Raw genomic sequence first — 26,375 nt, 5'->3', positions numbered from 1 at the left:
ATTTCACCTTTTATTACGATTCTTTCCTTGTCGAATAGTTTGATCGGTTCCATTCCCCTTAGGACGCCTTCTTATTGTCCATAAAGGAAAGCGTACAAAAACATCTTTCATATCTGCAAAACGAAAGGGTGCTAATGGTGTTCCGTAAGAAGTACCTAGCGATTTAAGACTACTTAGATGCCCAATTAAAGTCATCCACCCGATAACAAGTCCTACAATTCCAAATAAGGCAGCTGCTAGCATCATTGGAAAGCGTAAAAGTCTTACTGCCGCTCCCATATCATAGTTAGGGATAACAAAAGAAGAGATGGCGGTAACAGCAACAACAATAATCATAATATTGCTTACAATTCCCGCCTGAACAGCCGCCTGGCCGATGACAATACCACCTACAATTCCAACTGTCTGACCAATCGGAGTAGGTATCCGTAAAGCCCCTTCTCTCATCGTTTCCAATGTTATTTCCATAAGTAACGCTTCCATAACTGGAGAAAAGGGTACGCGCGTTCTTGATTCAGCAATAGATAAATATAGCTCTACAGGAATAACTTCAAAATTAAAGGAAATAAACGCAACATAACTCGCAGGCAGAAATAAAGCAACCATAAAGGCGACAAAACGAAGCAACCGAATAGACGAAGCAACTAACCACCTTGTACCGTAATCATCCACTCCTTGAAAAAAGGAAATAAAATTTGTTGGAGTAATTAATACATTAGGTGAATGATCCATTACAGTTACAAATCTGCCCTGTAAAATGTGAGATACAGCCAAATCAGGTCTTTCAGTTAATATAAATTGCGGAAACGGTGAGTAAGGGTGATCTTCAATGAATTCTATAAGTTCGCCATTACTAGCAACAGCGTCGATTGTAATATTTTGAATTCGTGTTTCTAATTCCTTCAGCACATCTTCAGAAGCTACATCTTTCAAATATAAAATAGAAATTTTGGTTTTGCTCCGTACACCAATTATTATTTCTTTTATCGCTAATTCACGATGAGGAATATATCTTCGAATCATTGCGATATTTTGACTTCCAGTTTCTATGAAAGCTTGATGTGCTCCTTTTAGAGCTATTTCGTTATGTGCGTCCTCAACACTTCTTTGTGGCCACCCTTTTGTATCCAATTGATGTGCTGTTGTTCGACTGTGAATTAATAAAACACTATCTCCCCCAAAAATAGCATTTTCAATCTGACTTAATGTATTAATAATCTTAATTTGTCCTAACGGAATTGGAAGTTCTCTATTAGTATCAAAATCAATATTCATCAAAGGACTGAGAACATGATTTTGAATCAATTCTTTATCTGTTAATCCAGATAAGTATACTAAGGCTGCTTCTAATCCACCTACTGTTATTTGAAACTGCCGAATTACTAAATCAGGCGCTTGACGAAATATATTCTGAATATGAGCTATGTTTTTGGATAAATCAGCGTCTAAGAGGGAGTCTTCAATATTTTTTTCCTGAAAATGAGTATTGTCTCGTATTGAACATGACTTAGGGTTGTCTCTATATTTTAAACGCCTCAAAAATTTAGCCATGATTCCCTCACTTTCTATGTACCTTTTATAGTATGTTTAGTATGCATATATTAAGGAAAAATATCCTAATAGTTCCTACAATTACACTTTTAAGACATTAGATACATTTCTTGCTGTCTTTTTTACTTATGTATTCCTTTTTGTTGTTGATGTAACTTTTCAATTGTAACTGACACACATTTGAAACTCTAAACCCTCTCTCTTCCCTAACAACTACTAATTTTAAAATTTCAGAATCTAAATTGTGTAAATTCCCCAATACTCGCTACCCTATAAAGATACATGTTTAACATGTTGGTGATAGTTTTTCTTTTCTCTTCTATATGTTCTAGTGACATAATGTTTGGTTAAAATAACCTTTAAACTCTTTTTAAGAAAAACTTAAGAAAATCTCCCTTTATTCATAAGAATTTTTTTCTATACTGAAGCATGTAAATGAACAAGAGGAGAAACGATAATGAGAAAATTTGTAATTTGCATATTAGGAATAGGCCTTCCTATATACTTACTACCTTTCATATTACGCGGGGATTTAGACAGATTTAATCCGATTGCTGAAGAAAAAAATGTATATGCCGTTGCGAAAGGATATGGTGTTCCGGATTATCATCAAAAAGGAAAAGCTATGTACTCACTAAAAGCTGTTGATGAATTAAGCAATGAAAAAGAATATAATGTTGGAACGAACACGCCTAATGATTTTATAAGAAAAACTTACTTAAAAATTCATGTAAAAGGAAAGTATGTGTATTCTTACGATATTATTTCTAAAGAGGATATTCCGGAGAAAATAAGGGGACAATTGGAGATAGCAAATAAATAAAAGAGCCAATTCATACGAGTTGGCTCTTTATTCTCTCTTCCATCTACCGCTGGGAGAATTCTTTCGGTAGATTTATTAAATTCGTTATCATTGTTTCAATAACCATTCTTCAATTACTTTCACTGTTTCATCTCGTTGTGCTTTTGGCGTAATTAAACTCGCATTATCACCTTTTTGCTCACCGTACATGCCAAAATGAGCATGATTGCCCCCTTTTATTATGTGCATAGTTGTATTCTTTGACATTAACTTTTTATTGTTCTCTATTTTTTCTACAGTTGCTAAAGCATCTACTTCTCCGTAAATTGATAACATTGGAATCGACTTAGTAGAGAAGTCATCTGCAGGATACGAACCTAAGAAAATAATCCCGTCTACCTTTTCTTCATGTTGAAAGGCATACCTAGAAATCATAGCTCCACCCATTGAATGCCCAGCAACATACCATTTTTGAACTTCAGGATACTGTTCAATTACACTATCTACCTCATTTATTCCAAATATCGCTAAGTTTAATGGTAACTTAGGCATTACTACAAAATGCCCATCTTTTGCAAGTGCTTCCCCTAAGTAACTATAAGCCTCGGCTTCTACTTTAGCTCCTTGATAAAAAATAACCCCTATTTTAGCATCTTTCTCTCCAAAAGCTATATAATCTTCATCTTTTTTATCATCTACTAAAGACAAAGCCTCTTTCGTTGGTTTATAAGTAAACTGAGACCAAGTTAAAAAAGTAATACTTCCGATGAGTAAAATACCTAGTAAAGAGTACAGAACAATTTTTATCCATTTCTTCACATATATGACCTCCCTAAGATGTGTATATTCTATACTTTAGATTATCATTAATAAACATAAAAACTCGAGCATTTTCATTGTGCTCAAGTTTTCATTTACGTCTTTAATTTATACTATAAATTGTCCAAGATAAATATGTAGCAAATGTAGCCCATAAAAAATATGGGATTAGCAACCATGCCGATACTTTAGATAAATTGGAAGAAAACATAATGAGAAGTAACGTAGTAATAGCGACTAGTAAACAATCTACTGTTGCTAAAAACAAATTCTTTTGGCTAAATTGAAAGTAGCTGAACGCTTGATTGAATATATAATTTAAAAGGAATAAAAACCAAAATGTTTTTGGCTTGAATCCATAGTTGTTGTAAATAATTGCAACTGATAATGCAATAAGTCCAAATAATACAGCCCATATCATTCCGATTGTCATACCAGGAGGTGTCCAAGACGGCTTTTCTAACGCATCATACCAAGTACGATCAATAGGGAATAAAACACTAGAAACATAAAACAAACCATATGTTAGTAAAAATACTATAATACTAGATTTTTTCATAAACATTCTCCTTTTTACTAGAAGATTATAGAAACTTTATATGATTAGTATGTCCTTGTAATGGATAAAATCCTAATATTTAAATTCCAAATACATATTGTTTAACCTATTTCATACAAATTCTTTCATACTTTTATATGCACAAAGGGCTCTCTCTCGTGCTGCCTTATGATCAACAATCGGATAAGGATATGTATCCCCAAGTTTTATATTGGATTTTTGTAAAATATGCTCAGGTGCTTCCCAAGGCTTATATATATATTTGTTTGGGATATCTTTTAATTCTGGTACCCATCTTCTTATATACTCTCCATTTTTATCAAACTTTTCTCCTTGTGTGATGGGGTTAAAAATACGAAAGTACGGTGATGCATCTGCTCCGCTTCCAGCAACCCATTGCCATCCCATTGTATTATTTGCAATATCAGCATCTAGTAGTGTATCCATAAACCATTTTGCTCCTTCTTGCCACGGAATTAACAAATGCTTTACAAGAAAAGAGGCTACAGCCATTCTTGCCCGGTTATGCATAAAACCTGTTTGCCATAGTTCTCGCATTCCCGCATCAATAAACGGATAACCCGTTTTCCCCTTTTGCCATACTCTTAATAACTCCTCTTCCTTATTCCACGGAAAATGTTCAAAGCTCTTATTAAGAGGTTTATATACTGTAAATGGATAATGGTATAGTATATAATAAGAAAACTCTCGCCAAATTAATTGACGTATAAAGCTATTAACTTGTTTTTCAAAAAGACTACATTGTCTTTCGGTACTTTTATTTATTAAGTAATGAAACATTAGCTTTACTGATATTTGACCAAATGAAAGATACGGTGCCAACATCGAATGGACATTTTGATCTGGAAAATCTCTTCCTTCACTATAAGAGACTAATTTGCTAGAGAAAAATTTCTTGAATGTTTTATATGCCCCTTCTTCTGTCGGATCCCATATTACTTCCATATGAGATGTCCACGGTATAGTTGGCAACAAGTGTAATTCTGAAACAGATAAGCTTGCTGGTAAAGAGTTTCCCCACTTTACACTCTGCACTCTGCTAATAGGTTTAAGTATTACCTGCTTTTGAAATGCATTGTAAAAAGGCGTAAACACCTTATATTCAGTGTTATCTTTCTTTTTAATAATCCACGGTTCTAATAATAAATGCGAATTAAATTCTTTACAGATAATACCTTTATCCTCTAACATCATTTTCATTTTTTGATTAGATTGTAATCTGTCCGGATCGTAACAAATATTCCAATATACAGCTGTTATATCTAATTGTTCTATGAGAGAAAGTATTTCTTCCTCCGTACGTCCTTTACGAATTATTAAAGTAGAGCCCAATGCCTCAAGTTGCTTCTTTACATCTATTACAGCATGGTGCAACCACCACTTTGCCGCACTTCCTATTGAAAAAGTTTCATCTTGTATATATACAGGAAGAACCTCACCAGACTGAACAGCCTCAAATAGAGCTGGGTTATCATATAAACGAAAATCTTTTTGAAACATAACAATAATTTTATTTTGCATGGCTATCCTTTCTGATTTTTAAAACATAATAAATTTTATTATACAACAGCAATTTTTACATAAGAATTTATTTGTCTTTAATAAATTAGTTAACTTTTTCAACTATTTTTTTAGTAGGAATTTTAACGACCGTTTCTTTTCCCCTTGTTCTATCAATCTTGAAACCATGAACTTTAACATCAGACGGTACTAGTGGATGATGACAAATCATATCTATACTCTTCTCAATATTTTCACTAACATTTTCTTTTCCACTTAGCCATTCATCAAGGCTACCATTTGAAAATTCAGGCATGCAATTTTCAAAGAGATAATCTAGTTCCCTGTTATTTTTTATGGAATCACGTTGAATTTGTAGATTAACTACATCAGTTTCTTTATCCTCTATTCCTACAACAATAATTTCTTCAACATTTTCTTGATAAATAGCAATAATAATAGATCTCATTATATCTCCATAAGGATGTACAATTATAGAATCGTAGCTGTGTATAGTCAACATGTTTTCTTGTTGAATGTTAGTTACTTGTTGGATAATAGGCTCTATTCCATGTTCAATGTCTGTTAACAATAAAACTTTTTTATTCTTTGAATTCATATGGAGCACTCCTTCTTCATTATTGTATTTATGAAATTTTTAAGCTAGTAACAATAGTTGATTATGCATTGCATGATTGTTACCAATTTTTCCAGCGTCCCTCTGGATCAACACTTGCAAGTCTAACCCATCCATTTTGAGCTTTTTCTCTAAATGTGAAATCATTATTTAGCAAACGTTCTATATATTGAATAGGCGCTTGAATTACAATTAGTAAACGAAGTGGTGAATGATACGTCTCACTATCTGACTGCATAACGGATTGCCAAGGTAAGCCTGGCAACAAATCACTTGCATTTCCCTGCATAACACCAAGACCCGCCGTTACGGTTTGGGTTGTTTTGTTTCCACTACCATAATAATGAGGAGCTACAGTTGAAGCGTAGTATTGTAGATTTATCCACTGAGCTACTGTTCCTGGTCCTGCAATAATGTTAGCTAATATATCGCCACTTTCATCCTGTTTCCAATCATAATTATGGAGGAAAGCCCTACCTTCTAAGTCACAATCCTGAGTTAATTCTCGTTGCCCGATAATAAAAGATGCATTACGAGCTAATCCCCATTCTGGACGTATTTCACTCCAATCTTCTGCAAATCGATGTGCCTCTTTACTCGCATTTTTTATTTTCGTTTTAAAATTTGGTAATTGCGTTAAACGCTCTCTATTTGCATGTTGGCTCACATTTGGCATAATCGACTCGATACAATCAAATGCTTCTTGCGCAGTTTCCGAAAGTTCTGGAACGTAAATCCATTCCAATTCGTCCACTGTTGTTTTATGTTCAGCTGCTGCAAAAATGGTATCCTCAGGAATTTTAATACCTTCAGCAAACAACGCTTCTCTCACTTTTGGAAGATTACATAAAGTAGCAAAAACTCTTGCATTGAATCCCCCTGCTGCTCCGCCACAAGCACCACACTCAAGTGCTGCAGCATAAGGATTGTTCGTACTTTGACTACTATGTCCGCACATTACAACTAAAGGAGCAAATTTTTCTGTCAGTCCCACCATTTTTAAAGCTTGACGCACATAGTTCACTTTTTCTTCTTTAGTAAAACCGATAGGTATCTCACCCTTTGTGTCATGAACATGATTAAGCGAGAATGTTGTATCAGGTTTTTGTAACATAGTTTTACGAAGGTTACGAATGAAACCACCAACTCCTCTTGGGACAAAACTTCTTGTCACCATCTGTAGACCAAGTAAAGGACCACTTAACTCAGGTAGCGCCATACTTGTCAGTACGTTCTGTTTCATCGTTTTAAATGTATAACGTACCGAACTGCCTACCCTCTTACGTTGCTCATAAGATTTAAGTTCATTTTCATTTGTGAGCTCTTTTATTTGATGTTTCGGTTTGAGTATAACTGGCAAAGAAGGATGGTTGTTATTGCTACCTAGTTCACTAGTTGCAATTGGTAATCCAAAGAAACCAGCTATCCCAAATGTTTCAAACGGACCTAATTTTTCAAGATGGCGACGAAACGGTTCTGAACGTACATCAATACAGAATGCTAATTGAGCTAATACACGCTTTTTATCATCGGTTGCACGTTGTGTAGAAGCAATCTTCTCCCTTAATTGCTCTGCATGCGTTTGTTCCCAAGCTTCCAGCCAAAGTTTTCTGCGAATATTTTCATCAAAACGATAAGCGAATACTAATAATTCACTTTGTTCAGCAGCAGGCATTTGTAACCATTCCCGTGTTGAAATATTCCCCCAATAGATCCAAGAAGCTATAAGTGGGACGATCGAAACTTTTTTCTCAACCTTTTGATTTTTTAAAGGTAAATAAGGTTTTGCAATAGCCAGCTCCATAGAAATTCGAACTGCTAAATATTCTATGAGAAGTTCCTGTTCCTGAATTGATTGTTGTGAGCGCCATCGTATCATTCCTGCCCACCCAGGCAAAGAAAGCAAGTGCCCTTCAAGGTAAGATTGTATGTTAGATTCAGAAATTCCTAGTTCAGATAATGCTCTCGCTAAAGCTACTTCGGCATCTTGTGGCCAATCTTTTAAAACTTTACGCTCATTTTTACTGAGCGCTGGATCAAATTTAATAAGGTGTTGCCATGCACGATAAAAACCTTTCTCTCGATTTGGCATCGTCCAACTTGATCCGGAGTCATCAAGATATAATTTACACCATTTAATGATATGATAATTAAGAACATCAGATAGGTTTTCACTATTTTGATTCTCTATAAGCGAACTTATTGGCTGCATAACAGACGCTTTCATACTTGCTGTATTTATATAACTCATTTCTTCTGCCAATTTATTTACTTCTGGCGATGATAATAGACTAGAAGGTAATTTTTCTAACTTTAAAGCTGCTTGGCAAAATCGCTCTGCTTTCTCTCGCGGAATATTAAAAGATTGTGAATCCAGCCAACGAGACAAACTCATTTGTAAAAATGATTCCTCAATCTCACCTTTTGCTTTTGCCGAATGAATCATGGAGGCACTAGGATAAATATCCACATTACGAGCTTCTTTTAACCAATTTGCGACTTGTTCAAATGATTGCTTTTCAAGTCCCATCCAAGGGTGGTGAGCTGCAAACGTCGAGATAGGCCAAAGTGGTGCAATAACTCGGCTAGCAGATGCAACTAAATCATTTATATTATTTTCTTGCATATCAATGTTTGTATCTTTCTTTAATATTGACGGTATGTTCATCACGAATTACCTCCCTTTGATACATAATGTTTCAGATAGCTTGGGTGACTTTCTACTGACTTTCTTTTCGCCTCACCTACTCGAACTAACCAAAGATAAAGTACAGCGAATAAAGCAGAAGATTGATGACGAGTAACGAAAGTACTAATAACACTACTAAATAGTAAAATACATATAACAAAGATAACGGCTGGAGCTGAAGGTTGAACACTTTGATAAATATCAGTATGCAACCATTTATAAAGAGAATTATGAACAGTAAAGTAAATGAGAGAAAATCCAATCAAAACAATTAAGCCAGCAATTCGTCCCATTCTTCCCTCTCCAAAAACAACAAGCTGTTTCCATGAAAAGTATAGTGACCATCCTAAGATTAACGCACTAACTAGTTGATACCCCTCTCCAGAAGACATAAACCAGAAAGTAATTGCTATAAATAATCCTAAAACACGCCCAACTATAATCCATAAATTAGATATATTTTCATTAGACTGATTCACTACCCCAAAACGTTGCACGGAAGAACCAGCTTGTAAAAACAGTGTAGCTTTAAACAAACCATGTAAAATTAAATGAATAACAGCCGCTAAATAGGCGCCTAATGCACATTGAATAAGCATAAATCCCATTTGTCCAATAGTTGAACCTACTAGCTGACGTTTATAATCAACTTGGACTAAACTAATTCCTGTACCTATTAAGACAGAAATACTAGAGAAAATTAGTAAAATTATTTGTGCAATATCATCATGAAAAAGAGGTGAAAATCTAGTTAACATGATACCGCCAGCATTTACTAAACCCGCATGCATAATAGCAGAAACAGGAGTTGGAGCAACAGCAGACTCAATTAACCATCTTTGAAAAGGCCATTGTGCTGCTGGAATCATCACAGCTAATATAATTAATAAGTTAATTCCTGTTCTCTCCAATGTTCCATGTAGCGCTACATTTTCATTCGTTAAAACTGACGTTAACTGCCACTGTCCTGTTACTTGAAAAAGCCAAATGATAGCTGATAGTAAGGCAATCCAACTTATTGTAAATAAATAGCCAGAGATTTTAGTTGCTTCACTAACTACTTTCCACCCTTTATTTAGCCCTATAAGTAGAACCAATCCTATAAGCGTTGCTCCCCAACAAATGAGCATTAAGCGAAGATCATCACTTAACCATGCAACCGAAGATACACCTGTAGTAAATGTAAAAAGTGCAAAGTATTTTCGATATGAGTGATCCCCCATTAAGTAACGTACAGAGAAACGCTGAATGATTAAACCAATTGTAAGAACAAAGAAAGCCATTAACCAAGCTAAAGTATCTAGATGCCAAGGCCCCACAACTCTATCTCCATTGTTATTAACAAGTGCGAGTAAAGAAACCAATGAAGGCAAAGCAGCGATACCAATATGGATATGAACAAAACGTAAAGGTACCCTTGCATGTAAAAACAATAATCCACTTAGCCAAGAAGCACTAAGCGCCATAAAAAATAAAGTTAACAGTGTTGATGAACTCAGTGAAATTAACATGTTAAATACTCCCTTCTAAGCGAAAATAACCTATAAAAATTCCTTTTAATTACGATAGTTTTTTAAATTTCAATTTTCATTCACTCTTTTTCGTGCATCGTTTTTTCCCCATAAAAAAAACCGACAACTTCCATAATTCAATGATTTTATATCATCATTGAATTATGGAGATTGTCGGTTTCACTTCAACTAACTTCAATAAAGTTTTTTGAAGAGCTCCCATTTTATAGAGGATAGTAATGTATGTATTACTCCTATTAAAAATAACAGTATATCTCTGATCTCCTAGATTATGCAATCAATATATCAATTTATGTTATGCGCTATCTTTCAATTAAGAAACTTTTTCATTTAGTCAATATTACATATTAAAAAAATGCTAAAGCCTTAATTATAGCAAACAGTTAAAATACGCATCTATTAATTTTTTAAAACAATTATAAGATAAACTATATTAAGCAGTTTGTCAATTTATTTATCAGTTTTTTTGAACGTTATTCCAATTAAAATTCAGTATACGTAAATAATTTCAAGTTTTTAATTATTATTATGTTAATAAATTTAAATAAAGTGCAAAACTTTTAGGTTTCTTAATTATCTCCCACTAACCCTACGGTGGTTTTAATTTTTAAAATTTTTCCTCAAGATTATGAAACAATTTAAAAATCATTACTCGTTCACCAGTGCGGGAGCTTATATCCGTATGAAAGCTTTTCACTTTTTCTTCAGTTAATTCTAGTATAATCTCTTTCAAATCTTCAATTCCAGATTCAACTAGCTCCGAACGATTTTTCTTTATCGTTAGCATACCGTCTTTCGTTTCGCAAACCGTATATTCAGCCGGCGTTAAAATACCTTGTAGATTTACGATAATCATATCCCTTAATATATCTGTCTTAACGGATATAGACCCGCGTCCTAGGTAGTCCTTTTCCCAGTGAGTAATTGCTTTGCTTATCTCTGATTCAATAGAGCCTTTTGAGTTTTTCATCTTTGTATCCTCCTTCAATAAAATGTAATTACATTTATAATTACAATAACAATATAATAATCTGGATTGATTTTATTTTCAATTATTGAGAAGAATTTATAGGAATCGTTGTCATGTATCCTTTAATATTAAAGTGAATTTTCATATTGTAATATACGTTTTTTTACTATCCCAAACAAAATACTCTTACTATAAAGACTCTGTTGCATACATTTCTAAAAAGGACATTCCGGAGAAAATAAGGAAACTCTTGTAACGTAATATACAAACGAAAAATCCTACACTTATGAATAGGATTTTTCTCTTTTTATATTAGTCAAAAAACTAAAAGTATACCTGCCCTCCAAACATATTACCGATTGGGTTTATGCATATTTCCTTCGAATTTTGCCAACCACCAATAACAGTAAAGGAATCCCTAGCTCATAAACGGGAAATGCAATTGGAATTACGAAAAATATGTAGTAATAATGGGTAAATGTTTGGATATTTTTAACTGACACAGCTATGATGAACGAAATAGGAGCAAGAACGAACGCTACTTTTCGCCAATCCTTCAAATGAAATATTTGCGCTGTTCCATAACAAGCGATAAACATATATAACGCCAATTTCACAAAAATACTAAAAAACCAAATAATAACTATCAAAATATCCACATTTTGAATGAACTCCATGACAGATATGTATCGGCTCAAATCGTAAACGGGATACAAAAAACTTGAAGATAAATTCGGACCGAATGTTAAAATGACCGCTAATGTTCCGATCGTTACCATGAAAACGGCTAATCCTACCCCCAACATCGCCCTTGATGACGCTTGCTCTGGTTTATCCATAAAGAAAACGAACATCATCATCATGACAGCCTCTCCAAAAAATGCGGCTACAGGCGTATAGGAACCTTTCAGGATGGGAAGCCAGCCAGAATCGTGATAAATAGGCCGCATATAATCCCAATTCATATTACCAACATTCAAAATGATTACAAACGTTATCATTAAAAGTACAATTGGCCCTATGATTTCACTTAAACGTCCAATACCTTCCACCCCTCCTTGGTAAATGATAAAAATGAGCAATAACATCGCAGTAAAGACAATGACCCACAAAGGTGTATTATGAAACAAAGCGATAATAATGAACTCACCAAATTCACGGACGGTTATCCAAATTATCATGTACCACCCAAAGAAGTAAGGAATCATCAGTAGCTTTCCTAGCCATTTACCAAGAATAGTTTGACTAAATTCAATGAGAGTTTGTTTCGGATAAAGCGAACCAAGTGTAGTTGCCAAAAAAGTAAGAGCAACCCCTATCACTCCTGCAATCAAAATCGAGATCCACGCATCTTGTTTGACAGTACGAATCGTCGCTGGAATAACTAGAAGGAGTGATTGTCCCACTTCAAATGTGAACATCATCCAAAAGATTTGCCTGCCAGAGATTTTCATCGAATTTCTCACACTCTATATTCCTCCTTATTTTTTCATTTCATTTTTCTTCAACTGCAACGGTGGTCCAGTCAGTCCTACTCGCCGAATAGTGAGCTGTGTATGAACAGAAACCTCCACTTTTCGAAATTGTTTTCTCCAATTCTTTTTTAACCCTTTCCATTCGGATGGATATTTTTGATGAATGGCTTCTCCAAATCCAAAGATATCGGTTCCGTATTGTTTTTGAACCTTTTTAATAGTTTGGAGAGCTTCCTTTTCGGACTGTTTTTCCAATACATGTTCTAAAAGAGTAAGATTTTTTGGCTGCGAAAGATCTAAATTCGTATTGTTCTCCTGAATTGTTCCTTCACCAGAAAAAACAATGTCACACTTAATTGTGTCCCCTTGTATAGTAGGTATGATTTTTCTATTGATCTTTGTCATATATAAACTTGCACTACCATTTCCTTTAGAGGCCGTTGCTGTAACTGTCTGTTTACTTAAACGATTCACTATCCAAAGAGTAGTTAACCATTCCTGCATGTTCAAGTATCCTACCAATTTGAAATCGTTGTTAAATATAGCACCGCCTACAATTTGAAACCCTTTGACCACGGTTTCACCTTTTTTATGAGACACATTTAGTTTAATAACGGGCAAAATCGGGGTGATTCCATCACTCGTACCAGCAATAAGAAAATTTAATAAAGACATATCTCCCGCTGCCTCTATTTGCATATGCTCTTTAAGTGCCCCAAGTGCCGGGATAGACTCTAAAGGGATGGATGCTTTCAGAAAATCTTTTGCAGTATTCCCTTTTATGACAAACACACCTGCTCGTAATCGAATATCAGGATCGCGGCTATATGCATCTAAAACTGGAGCAAGACCACTTTTAGCCATTTTTTCTCCAATCAATATTACACGCTGGTGCCCTCGAAAAATTTCTCTCGACATTTTTGTTTGCATCATTTGTATAGCTTCATGTGTATCCCTTCCCGTTCCCGATTCTGTAAAAAACGCTTTTCCTGCATTACTTCTTCCGCTCTGTCCCATTCCCATTTTTGATGGAATAATAAACTGAGCACTAATTTCAATCTTATTATTCTTCGCTTGATCAAGTCCCCATCCTAATTCTATTGCCAAATCATTTAATTCTGTCCGATCCCAACATCCCGTCAAGAAGCATAAAGAAATGACCAGTATCATACAGAGTGCCTTGTGCAGGCTCATTCTGTTTCCCCTCCCCGTTTCTCATCTGGCTTTTGTCCACCTGGAAAACGGACTTTCTCTTCACCAGATACCATTATTGGGCGGTGGGTCATATTCCAACGAGGTGTTCGGAGAAAAACATCCTTTAAATCACGAGGAGTCTGAGGTGCAACTGGACTTAAATACGGAATGCCAAAAGAACGAATGTTAGTTAAATGAATCAAAATCGCAAGGGTACTTATTGCAACACCGTATAGCCCGAGCATCCCTGCCAATAACAGCATCGGAAAGCGTAACATCCGGTAAGCTGTTCCTAAGTTGTAGCGCGGGAACGCAAATGACGCAATACCGGTCGTCGCCACAACAATGACCAAAGGTGCGGAAATAATACCTGCTTGCACAGCAGCTTGCCCGATAACAAGTGCTCCGACAATACTAACTGCTGATCCAACAGGTTTTGGTAACCGAACCCCCGCTTCCCTCAAGCCTTCAAATAAAAACTCCATCATTAGCGCTTCTATGACAGCCGGGAACGGAATGCCTTCTCGCGCAGCTGCAATACTAATAAGCAAATTTGTCGGAATTAATTTAGGATGAAAGGTTGTAATAGCAACATAGAGAGAAGGAAGAAATAATGAAATATTAATTAATATTAAACGTATCCATCGAACAAAAGTTGTGTAGATGGAGCGTTCATAATAATCCTCCGCTGCTTGTAGACCAGTCCAAAATGTCATAGGAACAATCAAAACGAAAGGTGTGTTATCTACTAAAATGGCGACTTTTCCCTCTAATAAACTTGCACAAACCGCATCTGGCCGCTCAGTATTTTGAATTTGTGGAAAGGGCGAAAAGGGTTGGTCCTCAATAAACTCTTCAATGAAAGCTGACTCCAATACTCCATCAATTTGAATTCGCTTTACCCTTTGGCGAACTTCATCCAAAACCGAATCAGGTGCAATTCCCTCAATATAGGCAATTACCACATCTGTCTGTGACAATTCCCCAATCGAATAAGGTTCCATTTTTAGTTTTTGGCTTCGAATTCTTCGGCGAATCAGGCTCGTATTGACCCTTATCGTTTCCGTAAACCCGTCCCGAGGGCCACGAACAGAGATCTAGGCAGACCTTCAAACATCATTGGTTTCAAAACAACTTGTTCCACAACTTTAGCGTCAATTAATCCATCTATATAAATAAAGAGAATTTTATTTTGACTATCTATGATTATTGGACGAAAAACAATATCGGAACAATTTTCAAAAACTTGTCTCAAAACTTCTTCATTCGCAGATACACTCTGCTTGATTTCGCACTCTTGATCATTTTGGAGCAGCATACTTGCACTCTCAAGTTCCTGAATATCTTTTCTCAAACGCTTTCTACTAAGTTTTTTCATCATACTACCCCATTTATCGAGTGGTTATGTTTTGAACCCAATTGTTAATAATATCTTCACAGAATAGCTTTAAAAAACAGTTCCAATAAATGTTTTTTGTAAGTAATCATTTATCTAGAAAACAACAGGAAAATATCCCCTCTATATCCTTCTTAAAATCTCCTTACACATGAAAATTATTCAATTTTTTCTATAAGTTAGTTATTCTAAAATGAGTTATCCATAAAGTAACTTGTAAATGATGCTTTGTTAAATTGATAGTAATAAGCTTATAGAAACGAGCAAAAAAAGCATGTTCTGAAGAAAGATAAATCAGAACATGCTCTTAATTTATTTATTTGATACTATAGACGTTGATCTTTCTGGAAGTTTAGTTGAAAATGATCCGCTTCATTGTATACCCCGAATTCATATCCTTTTTCCTTATAAAATTTAATAATTTCCGGAAGTGCTTGTAATGTCTGTGGTTTTTCATGCATTAGAACTACTTCCACATCTTCTGTTGTTGTACGCTTTACATTTTCTATAATTTGCTGTGGGTTACCTTTTAATTTCCAATCATTTGAATCTATCGTCCAATCCCAAACTTTTATTCCTGCTTCTACAATTTTGTTACGAATGTCCTGCTCCTTTAATCCTGGTGCAGATCCATATGGCGGACGGACTAGTTTAGGAGTTGTACCTGTAATATTATGAATAAGAGCTAACGTTTCTTTCATCTCCGTTACAAATTGTCCTTTTTTGTATAGCTTATCACTATTATGTGTCATACTATGTGCACCAATATAATGTCCTTCTTTTACTGCTCGTTTTACATTTTCCTGAAAACCGGTATTCTGTAAATTGCTACCTTGCATAAAAAATGTCGAAGCAACATGTTGCTCTTTTAGTACATCTAAAAATTTTCCAGTTAATTCGCTAGGACCGTCATCAAATGTTAAATAAACAACCTTTCCTACTGGTTTTCCATCAGCTCTTTTCTGTTTTGCCAGCGATGTGTCCTCTTTCTTTTTTTGTTGTTGCGTATTAGCTAGCCTAATATTTTCATTAGCTACCCCTTTCGCTGGGATAGAGTTCCATTTCCCTATTAAAAAGAACGTGAAAAAGGTCGTTGCTAAAACAACTCCTAGAGATAGTATTGCCTTAGTTACTACACTTGTTTTTTTCTTATTTTGTGATTCTTTCATTATGTTTCGATCCTTTCCCTACTCATTTTCATATTCATTATTTATGCAGCTAAACATTAACTTCAGCTGATATTTACAATAAATAGATTAATAGAGGAAGGTGAAGATAAAATGCAGATAATGTCGAAATTAGTTAAAGAATAGCCTATTACATCCACTCTTTAAAAAAATATTTGTTTCTCTACTACAGTTAAATTTGAAAACTCGATATACATCCAAAATAAAAAATACTACTCTTTCTAAATAACATTTTCACATCAAGATAACAGCATGTCGGTATAAAGATAAAATACAGAGATGGCCGTACTATTGAAATTCTATTATAATTTTGTAATTGGAATTCATTTGAACCAAATGAAGAACTAGAAGAAATATTATTATGTGGAGGTACTCCGATGAACCTTGTAATTAGAGAGTTAGAAACAAATGATTTAGATAATCTCCCGGAGATTGATGACAGTTTTATAGTGAATGCTCGGTTAATTCTTTCTCTTTCCAAAGGAAATAGACGCATAGAATATACAGTAGAAGACGTTCCGAGTTATGAAAAAAGTTATTTACAAAATCAAGATGATAATGAAGAACTGGCTTACAATGAATATATAAATAAACCTAATCAAGTCATTTACATAGCTATGTTACATAACCAAATCATTGGATTAATGGTATTGAAAAAGAATTGGAACCACTATGCTTACATAGAAGATATAACGGTAGATAAAAAATATCGTACAATCGGAGTTGGCAAAAAATTAGTTGATCAAGCAAAGCAGTGGGCAAAAAAAGGAAATATGCCAGGTATCATGCTTGAAACGCAAAATAATAATGTCGCAGCATGTAAATTTTATGAAAAATGTGGATTTGTAATTGGTGGGTTTGATTTTCTTGTTTATAAAGGTTTGGATAAGACAAGTGATGAAGTTGCAATTTATTGGTATATACATTTCAAATGATAATAGTTTATAACGTAAAAAACTCAAAATAAAACCCCAATTTCTCTATATTAAAATCGAGAAATTGGGGTTAAGTTATTTAAAACAAATAACTAATTAATAATCCTGCTGACAACAAGAAGCCGAAAATCGTATTTGTCATCGCTGTTGATTTCATTGCGATGCGCATATATCCAGGATCCTTTGCCCCTTTTTGGAAACTTTGAATCGCAGAAATTGGCTTTCTCAAACCTAAGAACATAACTAATGCCCAAGGGCTTATATAACCCATTAATACAATTACGGCAATCCATAAATACGCAATGAAAAAGGCTACCGCTAGTGTTACCACAGCTTTTTCTCTCCCAAGGAGGATTACTAATGTCTTTCTTCCACCTTTAATATCTTCTTCGATATCTCGGATGTTATTTGACATATTGATTGCACCTACTAAAATTCCAATTGGAATGGAAATCAATACACTTTCAATCGTTACAGTATTCGTTTGAATAAAGAAAGCAATGAGCACAAAACATGTTCCCATTAACAACCCAGAAACTAATTCTCCAAACGGGGTGTACGCAATTGGTAATGGACCGCCTGTATATAAATAGCCAACTGCCATCCCAATTAAACCAATAACCACTAACCACCAACTACTATTCATACAAATATAAATGCCAATAAAAGCTGCTACGACATATAATAAAAGCGCAACTGTTAACACATTTTTTGGCTTCAATCCATGACGGACAATTCCGCCACCGATGCCAACGGATTCAGCGGTATCTAATCCACGTTTGAAATCATAGTACTCATTAAATAAGTTCGTTGCTATTTGCAGCGCTAAACATGCAAGCATCATCGCAATAAATAAAAGCCAATCAATTTTGGCAACATAAAGTGATGCCACTGTCCCTAAAATTACAGGAGAAAACGTCGCCGTTAATGTATGCGGGCGCGTCATCTTCCATATTAATTTAGCGGAACTAATTTCTTTTTCTGTCCCCATAACTCTGTTCAATCTCCCTACATTTTAAGTATAAATTACTAGCAGTATCTTTCTATCTATTTCCTGCCACGCATCCATTCATTATAGCAATAAATGATTATCCTTTCTAACAAATCAACTTTTAATAAAGTAAAATTTATAAAATGAAACTTTAATCAGTAGTAACTTCTTATTTTGGTTCACTCGAAACGAATTCAATTGTAAATGGAGCCCCTTCTTCTATCGCTCTTTTCAGTACCTCAAACGGTGCGAATGAGACAAGTTCTCCAAAACCATCAAACAATACAGTTTGTATTTTCATTTTTAGAACACCTCATATGTTTTGTTTTATAAATCCCAAAGGAGAAGAAAGGTTATCTACAAATTAATAATGAAGACAACCTCTCTCCCCTTACTCTATAAACCTTCAAATGTTCCTCTAACTGCCTCGCATCTTCTAATACACTTAGCGTTTTCTTCACAAAATTCCAATTCAAACTACCGGATAACCATAACAATGAAGAAAGTCTCTTATAATCATTTGGTGTTACAATATTATGTACCGTATACCCTTCTAAAAATGAACTAGCAACACTTGAGCATACTTCATGAGACTGTATTCCTTCTATTCGCGAGTACCATTTTATTAAAAAGGCTAGTCCTTCAATACGATCAACATATCCAATTGATTCAAAATCTACAATTCCTTTTACACATTGACTTGAGTCCCATAAAACATTCAAAGGATTTAAATCTGTTTGTACAATAAACTGTAAATTACTCGTATATGCGCACTCTATATGATATGTAGCAAGATTTATGTACTCCCGTAATTCCTTACATGCGCTTACCTTACTTTCTAACATATCAATAAACTGGGCATACCCATCTAAATGAGATTTCTTTTGAAAAATCGAGCTTTGAAATGTACTAGAAATATCATGAATCTTTCTTGCTTCCTTTCCAAACGATTCTGCAATAGATTCTGTGCAGTGTGTAAGATGCTCTCCTTCAATCCAATTTGCCAATACAAATCGGTACTGTTCATCATTCCAAGTGACTAATGTAAATGACTCCCCTGACGTATTCTTGTTAATTTTCATAAAAGGAATTCCATGCTCACGTAAATAATAAGTAAAGCGTACTTGCTCTTTCAATTGTTGGTTTGAAAGCGCTCCAAAAGCTGGATTGATTATTCGATTGCTATTCATAAACCGTGCGGAATATCGCTTTCCATTTACCATGATTTTATAGTGTAAATCTGTATGCCAGCTATTTATATGTAATTCTTCTTCTATTACTAATGAACGGATTTCTGTAAAATAATTCATTAATACATCTTTTATTATGTGCTTCACTTCCTTCTCTCCTTTCATACAAAAAATTAACGTACATGCAATCCATTCTATTCCCCATAACAAAATGTATTTCACTTCATTAAGCATAGCTAGGATATTTCAAATAGGAAATAGAATTATAGAAAATAGTAGATGGGGGGCATATTATTGAAGAGATTAACATTCGGTATAATTGGAGCATTAAGTATCACCTTATTAATTGGATGTACAAGTAATTCAAATGAAACGAAAGCTTCCAATAAAGAAGCATCCACAACAGTGAAAGAAAAAGAAATTGTATATGAAAACGTTATGTTTGAACAAAAAGAAGTGAGAAAACTTGAGATTAGTCCTGTAAATTCAAAAGGGAGTAATAAAATAGTAAATAAAGCAAATATGAAAACAATTTTTACAAGTATGGAAAGTGCAGAGAAAAAAACACTCCTTCTAGATCAAGATGCAAAAAACCATATGCATTCAAAAATGAAGGTTACTTATCAAGATAAATCTATACAGGAATTTTTTGTTTGGATAGAATCGGATGGTGACATCGTAATGGCAAAAGCGAGCGATGAAACACACGGTGAAGGTTATGATTTAAGTGAAGATAATTCTAAAAAAATCATTCAGTTTTTCGAAAAAAAACCTCAGCAATAATTACAATACAAACAAAAAGCCGCATTTGCGGCTCATAAACTTATTTAACTAACGCATACCTTACCGTTTAATCGCATCCACAATTAACGATGGGCAACCAAGTTTATCTCCTTGATTTCTAGGATCATATCTTTTTGATCGGAAAATAACGCCATCATTTGCGTCCCATTCTTTGTAATAAAATTGCCCATTTTCATCGCAATATTCCAGTAAAACTATTTCAAATCCAGCTGTTTCAAACATTTTCGTTAATGTTTTATAATTATAAACGATTTTATGGCTTGCAGCTGGATGGTCTTTCGGGCCAGGTCCGCCTACTTGCACTATATTTTGATATGTTTCATCTTGGAAAAATGCATCAGGGACACCGCACCGAATATGGCCTGACGGTTTTAAAAATTTATAACAAATGCTAGCTGCTTTTACCCCTTCTTCAAAAGTAAGGTGCTCCCATACATGCTCTGCTAAAATAGCTGAAATGGAGTTATGTTCAAATCTTGCTTCCCACATTGTTTCAACTAATAAGTTAAGATCATCTTCTTGCGTTTGAATCCAGCCCGGATTGTTATTAAATCCCCCAGCTGCCACTACTACTTTCATTTGGTCTTGTTTTATTACCATTATTTTCACCTCGTATGAATTTTAAGTCATTAGATTTTTCGTAAAATCGGATTTGCATGTCCTTTTCTTACATGTATGAATTAAAAAAACTACTTCTATATTCAACAGATTATTCAAATAGAAAATAATATCCTACATAATTAAAAACATTTGTAAACCCTACATTTTCCACAACTGCAACAGAAGGCTTGTTCAATTCCATACAGTCCCAATATGGAATAATATCATTCTCCAAACAATCTTTTACAAAACTATGCGCTATCTTTTGAGCTAATTTCCTCCCCTGGTAACCCTCTATTGTTTCAATATCTATGCAGTGTATATTTTCAAATACAAACCCTGAAAAACAAACACTCACAATTACATCATCATAAACAATGCAATAACCGATTCCCTCATTGAAAAAACGATCCGATGAAGACCAAAACTCTAAAATTTTTGATTGTAAAAAATCAATATTCTTAAATGTATTATTACTATTTTCATAGAGAGCTTTACTCATTTTCAGCACAGTATATTCCTGTTCAATTTCAGGTTCATGATGATTTTCATAACCCTTTTTTCTTAGCGTATACACTCTTTGATTCCAACTCTTTAAGTTACGGTGCTGAAATATTCTTTCAATTGTTTTGTTCCACTTTGAATGATTTCCGATTCCTTCAAAGCAATCTAGTCCTGCTTTCCTCGCTCCAGGTACTATTACATTATTAATAAAACGATTCATTTCTTTATTAAACTCTTCATTTTCAGCATCTCCAATAAAGAAGAAGCCATCATTATTACCTAACCAAATGAGTCCCGAATTAGGAGAAGACATGTTATCTACAAATATACGACCAGGATTCACTCCTGCAATTACAGCACGTACCTCTAATTGACCTTGTTCATTCACTAAACGATTACACCTATAAAAATCAACCTTGCTTAGTTCACAGATCATACGTTACACCCACTTTTTTAAACTGCTCTATTCTAACTTTACCATTTTTACATAATATTCTGTATTATTACTAATAGTGGTTTTAAAGCGATGCGATAAGTAAATGAAATACATAATAAAAAAGAGCCAATCTCCAACACAATAGAAGATTGGCTCTTGCCTTTATTTATTCCCCAATTTCAGAAAATCGCTTTATACGTTCACCAATTTCATCGCGAACACGTTGAAATTCAGACCACTCTTTTCCTGCTGGATCATCAAATCCCCAGTGAACACGATTCACATGCGGCGGAGTAGATGGACAAACAGAATCCGCATGACTACAAAGTGTAACGACTAAGTCAGCACTATTTAAAATGTTTGCATCAATTATATCTGATGTTTGATTTGTTATATCGATATTCACTTCATTCATTGCTTTAATCGCATTTGGATTCACTCCATGTGCTTCAATACCTGCAGAATACACATTCCACTTATCCCCTAAATATTGTTTTCCCCATGCTTCTGCCATTTGGCTTCGGCATGAATTTCCTGTGCATAAAAAGTAAATTGTCTTTTTGTTTTCCATGTTGTTTTCCACCTTTGTTTTTAAGTTGATTGATCATTAAAATATTTACGTTTAAACCAAAAAGCGACATTTACAAGTGCAATCATGACAGGTACTTCGACTAACGGTCCAATGACAGCTGCGAATGCTGCGCCCGAATGAATACCAAACACACCAACCGCTACAGCAATCGCTAACTCAAAGTTATTACTACCTGCTGTAAATGCTAACGTTGTTGTTACTGGATAGTTTGCACCAATTTTTCTTCCCATAAAGAAAGAAACAAAAAACATTACAATAAAATAGATTAATAACGGAATCGCTATTCTTACTACATCTAGTGGCACGCTAACAATCATCTCCCCTTTTAAAGAGAACATAACGATGATCGTAAATAGCAATGCAAGTAATGTAAGTGGACTAATTTTAGGTATAAACACCTTTTCATACCACTGTCTTCCTTTTAACTTAACTAGTACAAAGCGTGTCAACATACCTGCTATAAAAGGAATTCCCAAATAGATAAATACTGATTTTGCTACTTCTATCATTGTAATATCGACAATAGCACCTTCAATCCCTAACCATTCTGGAATTACAGTTACAAATACGTATGCATAAACTGAGAAAAAGAGCATTTGGAATACCGAATTAAAAGCAACTAAACCTGCCGCATACTCTTTATCCCCATCAGCAAGATCGTTCCAAACAATTACCATTGCAATACAACGTGCTAACCCAATCATAATGAGACCAACCATGTATTCTGGTTTATCAGGAAGAAAAATAATTGCTAACACAAACATAAGTACCGGACCAATAATCCAATTTTGTACTAAAGATAGCACTAACACTTTTACATCTTTAAATACTCGGCCCATTTCCTCATAGCGAACTTTCGCTAACGGTGGATACATCATTATAATTAATCCAACAGCAAGCGGAATAGACGTCGTTCCAACCTGTAATGTATTCAGTCCATCTACTACACTAGGGAACACAAACCCTAAACCAATCCCAACAGCCATTGCTAGAAAAATCCATAGTGTTAAATATCGATCTAGAAAGGATAAACGTTTCATTTTATTTTCCATCTCCTATTAACAACAAGAATTTTTAGCTACCTCATTTGAAGTCGTGCAACAAGATGGATCTTCTATTTTATGAACATCACTATCTGCTTTTGTATAAAAGAACTCCCACTCATTACCATCGGGATCCGTTACCCAAAACTTATCTTGTACTGCATAGCAACAAGTCGTATCCATCTCATCACGCGCAAAGAAACCTTCTTTTTCTAATCGTTCTTTATGTAATGTAATTTCTTCAGCTGTATCCACTTGGAAACCAAAGTGATTTACTTGATTTCCCTTCACTTCATCTCGCACGTTCAGCGTGAAATTAAGTCCTGGCGTCTCTAATAAAAATTTTGCATAATCTGTTTTCACTTTAACTGGTAATACACCAAATACTTTTTCATAAAATTCAATAGACTTCTCTAAATCCGTAACGTTTATACCGACGTGAACATATCTCATACCTTATTTCTCCTCTTTACATGTCATTAATCAAGTTTTTTTGATTAATATTACAAAATTTTAACAACAACTACCTTTCCCTGTTTTTCTAAAGATACAGCACAATTCTTCTGATAATAAATTATCCACTTCCGCATCATTTAAATCATAATAACTCCACGTACCTTTTGTTTCTTTTACAATCAAACCTGCATCTAATAAAATTTTTAAATGATATGATAATTTAGATTGCGTCATTTCAAAAACTTCTGTTAAATCACATACACACGTCTGTCCTCGCTGGCAAAGTTCATACATGATTTCTAAACGTTTCTGATCCGCCAACGCTTTAAACTTTTTCTCATAGAGCTGAAAATTTTGTGCCAATGTAGTTCACTTCCCTTCATCAACTTTTTTTGATATTTATAGTATATACGTAGATGAGTTCTATATGCAACTTATTAATCAAGTTTTTTTGATTTATCTAAAAAACTTCCTCGCATCATATCTTTGTTACAATTAAAAAAGACCATAACCTTTTCAAAAATGAAAAACTACGGTTCTTTTTACAACTTAATAGTTACAATATTTCCGAGAAATGGAGTCTCTATAACTATTTTAAATTTTAATTTGATCATTATAGAGTAGTGCCCCCTCACCCTCAATCTAAGAAAAACAAATACCCCAAAATGAGAAAAATCGATATGCTCTTGTTTTTGGTGCATATTCATAAAAAGCACGTCAATCTTTCTCATTAACATAAGAGAATAGTAACGTGCTTTTAATTTCAAAAATTGTCTAAGATGGTTGTGGGGCGGGACCCCAATAAGAACGGTATCTAAGGTTGTATGAGAGGTGTTAATTCCATTCCAATGGCCTCAGCCGGCGATTAACTCAAATACCGATTTCGGATGACCGCCATGTGATGAAGTTCGTGTCCTGCGACGCCGTACGCGAGGGCGCGCACCGTAATGCTTAGGTTGTTGGCTGTGCCCTTGCGGGTCCACGCCTCAGCCGGTAGCCCGCGCAGCAATGTGATCGTTGATTGCCGTACGGCCCGGTAGTCTTCGGCCAATTGCGCAGTTGTCCAGCTTCCGAAAGGAGGCATGAACAATTCCTGATCGAAACCGGTCAGAGGCGTCTGGTCCCCTCTTGCGAACCGAAGCAGGCGGTAGGTCATGACGCGTTCCGCGTCTGTAATGTGGCCCACGACTTTTTTCAGCGTCCATTTCCCTTCCGCATACCGATACGCGGCCTGGCTTTCGGTCAACGATGCCAGGAACTCGGTCATTTGCTTTTCCTGGGCGAGCAGAATGTCGATGATGTTACCGTCCGGCACCAAACGGATATATTCGCCGGAGCTCCCGGCGTATTCTTCTTCTGACGGTCTTTGATTCATGCGTAGTCACCTCTTTATGTAGATATAGAAAATTATAGCACTCGTCTATGTCTAATAAATTCGCGAAATGATAGAACGTTCCTTCTAATAATTGAGGATAAGCAACTATTTAGTTGGTCGGTCGCCACATTACCCTAATTCGTTAGCACAATAAGCAATGCTAATCAATAACGCATAAAAATTAGTTGTTATACAATGTTTCAAAGTTATTAATATATAAGATTATTCCGAAACATACATAAACACATTTTGTCGAAACTATTAAAAAGGGAGAATTTCTTTAGCTGGAGAATTAATAATTGTGTTACCAATATGTAAAAATCTCAATTTAAAACTAAAGGAGAACAAAATGGGAAAAATAATTGTATCGATGTACCTCTCACTAGATGGTGTCATGGAGGAACCAGCTTGGACTGCTCCATACTTCAATGAAGAAGTAGCAAAGTTTCAATCCAATTTACTGTTTGAAAGTGAAGCTCTTCTACTAGGGCGAGTAACCTATCAAGGTTTTGCAGCTGCTTGGCCTTCTATGACTGATGAAGAGGGTTTTGCTGATAAGATGAACAGCATGCCTAAATTTGTTGCTTCAACAACTTTGGAAGAAACCGAATGGAATGCAAACCTTATCAAGGGCAATATTGTAGAAGAAATATCGAAACTGAAGGAACAGCCCGGTCAGAACCTTTTAATTTATGGTAGTGGTGAACTTATACAAACATTGATGCAACACGACCTCATTGATGAATATCATTTTATGGTCAATCCCGTTATCGTGGGAAGCGGAAAGCATCTCTTTAAAAACGGAAACGATACAAAGGCTTTAAAACTGATCGAAACAAGAACGACCAGTTCAGGTGTCGTTATTCTTTCCTATCAGCCGGAGAAAAAAGAATAATTATTGATAAATTATATAAAAAAAGATTGACTCTTTCAGATCAAGAAAAGTTAAAAACAACTTCCAATAACGAGAATAATGTAAATAAGCTGTCCATGTGGACAGCTTATTGTTTTTTTTTGCTTAGCGTGCAAAATTCGCGTCTTGTTCGCGGGCCCCCAAACAGTACGATTTTATTTCAAAGACACAACGATCTTACTACACACTTTTTATTTATCCCAC

Annotated in this window: 24 protein-coding genes and 2 pseudogenes; 4 read left to right on the top strand and 22 right to left on the bottom strand. The window is 34.9% G+C overall.

Features of this window, described 5'->3' with window-relative positions; genetic code table 11:
* Positions 1-3 precede the first annotated feature (3 nt).
* Positions 4-1,551, bottom strand: coding sequence for a spore germination protein (locus MRP26_RS19310; RefSeq protein WP_053564049.1), 1,548 nt, complete (start codon positions 1,549-1,551; stop codon positions 4-6).
* 457 nt (positions 1,552-2,008) lie between these two features.
* Here MRP26_RS19310 and MRP26_RS19305 point away from each other — a divergent pair, with 457 nt between their 5' ends.
* Positions 2,009-2,374 (top strand): YxeA family protein, encoded by a 366-nt coding sequence (locus tag MRP26_RS19305; protein ID WP_001225224.1) that lies wholly within the window; start codon positions 2,009-2,011, stop codon positions 2,372-2,374.
* Between the two features lie 87 nt (positions 2,375-2,461).
* Here MRP26_RS19305 and MRP26_RS19300 read toward each other — a convergent pair whose 3' ends face one another.
* The 11 genes and pseudogenes from MRP26_RS19300 to MRP26_RS19250 form a co-directional block, all read right to left on the bottom strand.
* Positions 2,462-3,172: an alpha/beta hydrolase gene (locus tag MRP26_RS19300; RefSeq protein ID WP_098680188.1), complete on the bottom strand. Its 711-nt coding sequence runs from the start codon at positions 3,170-3,172 to the stop codon at positions 2,462-2,464.
* 103 nt (positions 3,173-3,275) lie between these two features.
* Complete coding sequence (locus MRP26_RS19295) at positions 3,276-3,731, bottom strand: TspO/MBR family protein (RefSeq protein WP_000749744.1); 456 nt, start codon at positions 3,729-3,731, stop codon at positions 3,276-3,278.
* Between the two features lie 111 nt (positions 3,732-3,842).
* Positions 3,843-5,273 (bottom strand): cryptochrome/photolyase family protein, encoded by a 1,431-nt coding sequence (locus MRP26_RS19290; RefSeq protein WP_242806597.1) that lies wholly within the window; start codon positions 5,271-5,273, stop codon positions 3,843-3,845.
* An 85-nt stretch (positions 5,274-5,358) separates the two neighbouring features.
* On the bottom strand, positions 5,359-5,871 hold the full coding sequence (locus MRP26_RS19285) for a carbonic anhydrase (RefSeq protein ID WP_242806596.1): 513 nt from the start codon (positions 5,869-5,871) through the stop codon (positions 5,359-5,361).
* A 79-nt stretch (positions 5,872-5,950) separates the two neighbouring features.
* Positions 5,951-8,557: a DUF2309 domain-containing protein gene (locus MRP26_RS19280; RefSeq protein ID WP_242806700.1), complete on the bottom strand. Its 2,607-nt coding sequence runs from the start codon at positions 8,555-8,557 to the stop codon at positions 5,951-5,953.
* The gene (locus MRP26_RS19275) at positions 8,557-10,089 is read right to left on the bottom strand and encodes an NADH dehydrogenase subunit 5 (protein ID WP_242806595.1); all 1,533 of its coding nucleotides are present in this window, start codon (positions 10,087-10,089) and stop codon (positions 8,557-8,559) included. Before MRP26_RS19275 ends, MRP26_RS19280 begins: the two co-directional genes overlap by 1 nt.
* A 628-nt stretch (positions 10,090-10,717) precedes the next feature.
* The gene (locus MRP26_RS19270; RefSeq protein ID WP_000798161.1) at positions 10,718-11,080 is read right to left on the bottom strand and encodes a Na-translocating system protein MpsC family protein; all 363 of its coding nucleotides are present in this window, start codon (positions 11,078-11,080) and stop codon (positions 10,718-10,720) included.
* A 365-nt stretch (positions 11,081-11,445) separates the two neighbouring features.
* On the bottom strand, positions 11,446-12,534 hold the full coding sequence (locus tag MRP26_RS19265; protein ID WP_078400336.1) for a GerAB/ArcD/ProY family transporter: 1,089 nt from the start codon (positions 12,532-12,534) through the stop codon (positions 11,446-11,448).
* Between the two features lie 27 nt (positions 12,535-12,561).
* Entirely contained in the window at positions 12,562-13,749 is a 1,188-nt protein-coding gene (locus tag MRP26_RS19260) for a Ger(x)C family spore germination protein (RefSeq protein WP_097988167.1), read from the bottom strand.
* A pseudogene (locus MRP26_RS19255) lies at positions 13,746-15,130 on the bottom strand (spore germination protein). The gene MRP26_RS19260 and the pseudogene MRP26_RS19255 overlap by 4 nt, the downstream one beginning before the upstream one ends.
* A 341-nt stretch (positions 15,131-15,471) precedes the next feature.
* On the bottom strand, positions 15,472-16,314 hold the full coding sequence (locus MRP26_RS19250) for a polysaccharide deacetylase family protein (protein ID WP_242806594.1): 843 nt from the start codon (positions 16,312-16,314) through the stop codon (positions 15,472-15,474).
* A 395-nt stretch (positions 16,315-16,709) separates the two neighbouring features.
* Here MRP26_RS19250 and satA point away from each other — a divergent pair, with 395 nt between their 5' ends.
* Positions 16,710-17,267: a streptothricin N-acetyltransferase SatA gene (satA, locus tag MRP26_RS19245; protein ID WP_001054998.1), complete on the top strand. Its 558-nt coding sequence runs from the start codon at positions 16,710-16,712 to the stop codon at positions 17,265-17,267.
* 79 nt (positions 17,268-17,346) lie between these two features.
* Here the strand turns inward: satA and menA are convergent, their stop codons facing one another.
* The 3 genes and pseudogenes from menA to MRP26_RS19230 all read right to left on the bottom strand — a co-directional run bounded on the left by menA (position 17,347) and on the right by MRP26_RS19230 (position 19,595).
* Complete coding sequence (menA, locus tag MRP26_RS19240) at positions 17,347-18,258, bottom strand: 1,4-dihydroxy-2-naphthoate polyprenyltransferase (protein WP_000536369.1); 912 nt, start codon at positions 18,256-18,258, stop codon at positions 17,347-17,349.
* A gap of 172 nt (positions 18,259-18,430) precedes the next feature.
* Positions 18,431-18,559: pseudogene (locus MRP26_RS19235) on the bottom strand (DJ-1/PfpI family protein); the annotation flags it as partial.
* 52 nt (positions 18,560-18,611) lie between these two features.
* Positions 18,612-19,595: a phosphotransferase gene (locus MRP26_RS19230; protein ID WP_197241679.1), complete on the bottom strand. Its 984-nt coding sequence runs from the start codon at positions 19,593-19,595 to the stop codon at positions 18,612-18,614.
* Positions 19,596-19,742: 147 nt separating this feature from the next.
* Here MRP26_RS19230 and MRP26_RS19225 point away from each other — a divergent pair, with 147 nt between their 5' ends.
* Positions 19,743-20,231, top strand: coding sequence for a hypothetical protein (locus MRP26_RS19225; RefSeq protein ID WP_197241676.1), 489 nt, complete (start codon positions 19,743-19,745; stop codon positions 20,229-20,231).
* A gap of 60 nt (positions 20,232-20,291) precedes the next feature.
* Here the strand turns inward: MRP26_RS19225 and MRP26_RS19220 are convergent, their stop codons facing one another.
* From MRP26_RS19220 to MRP26_RS19190, 7 genes are all read right to left on the bottom strand, one after another.
* Positions 20,292-20,852 (bottom strand): class I SAM-dependent methyltransferase, encoded by a 561-nt coding sequence (locus MRP26_RS19220; RefSeq protein ID WP_197241675.1) that lies wholly within the window; start codon positions 20,850-20,852, stop codon positions 20,292-20,294.
* Positions 20,853-20,961: 109 nt separating this feature from the next.
* Positions 20,962-21,792 (bottom strand): GNAT family N-acetyltransferase, encoded by an 831-nt coding sequence (locus MRP26_RS19215; protein ID WP_242806593.1) that lies wholly within the window; start codon positions 21,790-21,792, stop codon positions 20,962-20,964.
* Between the two features lie 166 nt (positions 21,793-21,958).
* On the bottom strand, positions 21,959-22,363 hold the full coding sequence (gene arsC, locus MRP26_RS19210; protein ID WP_098313836.1) for an arsenate reductase (thioredoxin): 405 nt from the start codon (positions 22,361-22,363) through the stop codon (positions 21,959-21,961).
* 20 nt (positions 22,364-22,383) lie between these two features.
* Positions 22,384-23,424, bottom strand: a complete 1,041-nt coding sequence (gene arsB, locus MRP26_RS19205) for an ACR3 family arsenite efflux transporter (protein WP_000826550.1) — start codon at positions 23,422-23,424, stop codon at positions 22,384-22,386.
* Between the two features lie 18 nt (positions 23,425-23,442).
* A complete protein-coding gene (locus tag MRP26_RS19200; RefSeq protein ID WP_197241673.1) occupies positions 23,443-23,880 on the bottom strand; it encodes an ArsI/CadI family heavy metal resistance metalloenzyme in 438 nt (145 codons plus the stop codon).
* Between the two features lie 60 nt (positions 23,881-23,940).
* On the bottom strand, positions 23,941-24,246 hold the full coding sequence (arsR, locus tag MRP26_RS19195) for an arsenical resistance operon transcriptional regulator ArsR (RefSeq protein WP_071731954.1): 306 nt from the start codon (positions 24,244-24,246) through the stop codon (positions 23,941-23,943).
* A gap of 502 nt (positions 24,247-24,748) precedes the next feature.
* Entirely contained in the window at positions 24,749-25,258 is a 510-nt protein-coding gene (locus MRP26_RS19190) for a DinB family protein (protein ID WP_197241671.1), read from the bottom strand.
* A 349-nt stretch (positions 25,259-25,607) separates the two neighbouring features.
* Here MRP26_RS19190 and MRP26_RS19185 point away from each other — a divergent pair, with 349 nt between their 5' ends.
* On the top strand, positions 25,608-26,153 hold the full coding sequence (locus MRP26_RS19185) for a dihydrofolate reductase family protein (protein ID WP_197241670.1): 546 nt from the start codon (positions 25,608-25,610) through the stop codon (positions 26,151-26,153).
* Positions 26,154-26,375 lie beyond the last annotated feature (222 nt).

The organism is Bacillus sp. CCB-MMP212, from assembly GCF_022748145.1.
Classification (GTDB): Bacteria; Bacillota; Bacilli; order Bacillales; family Bacillaceae_G; genus Bacillus_A; species Bacillus_A cereus.
This window is presented reverse-complemented; position numbering and strand designations above follow the sequence as displayed.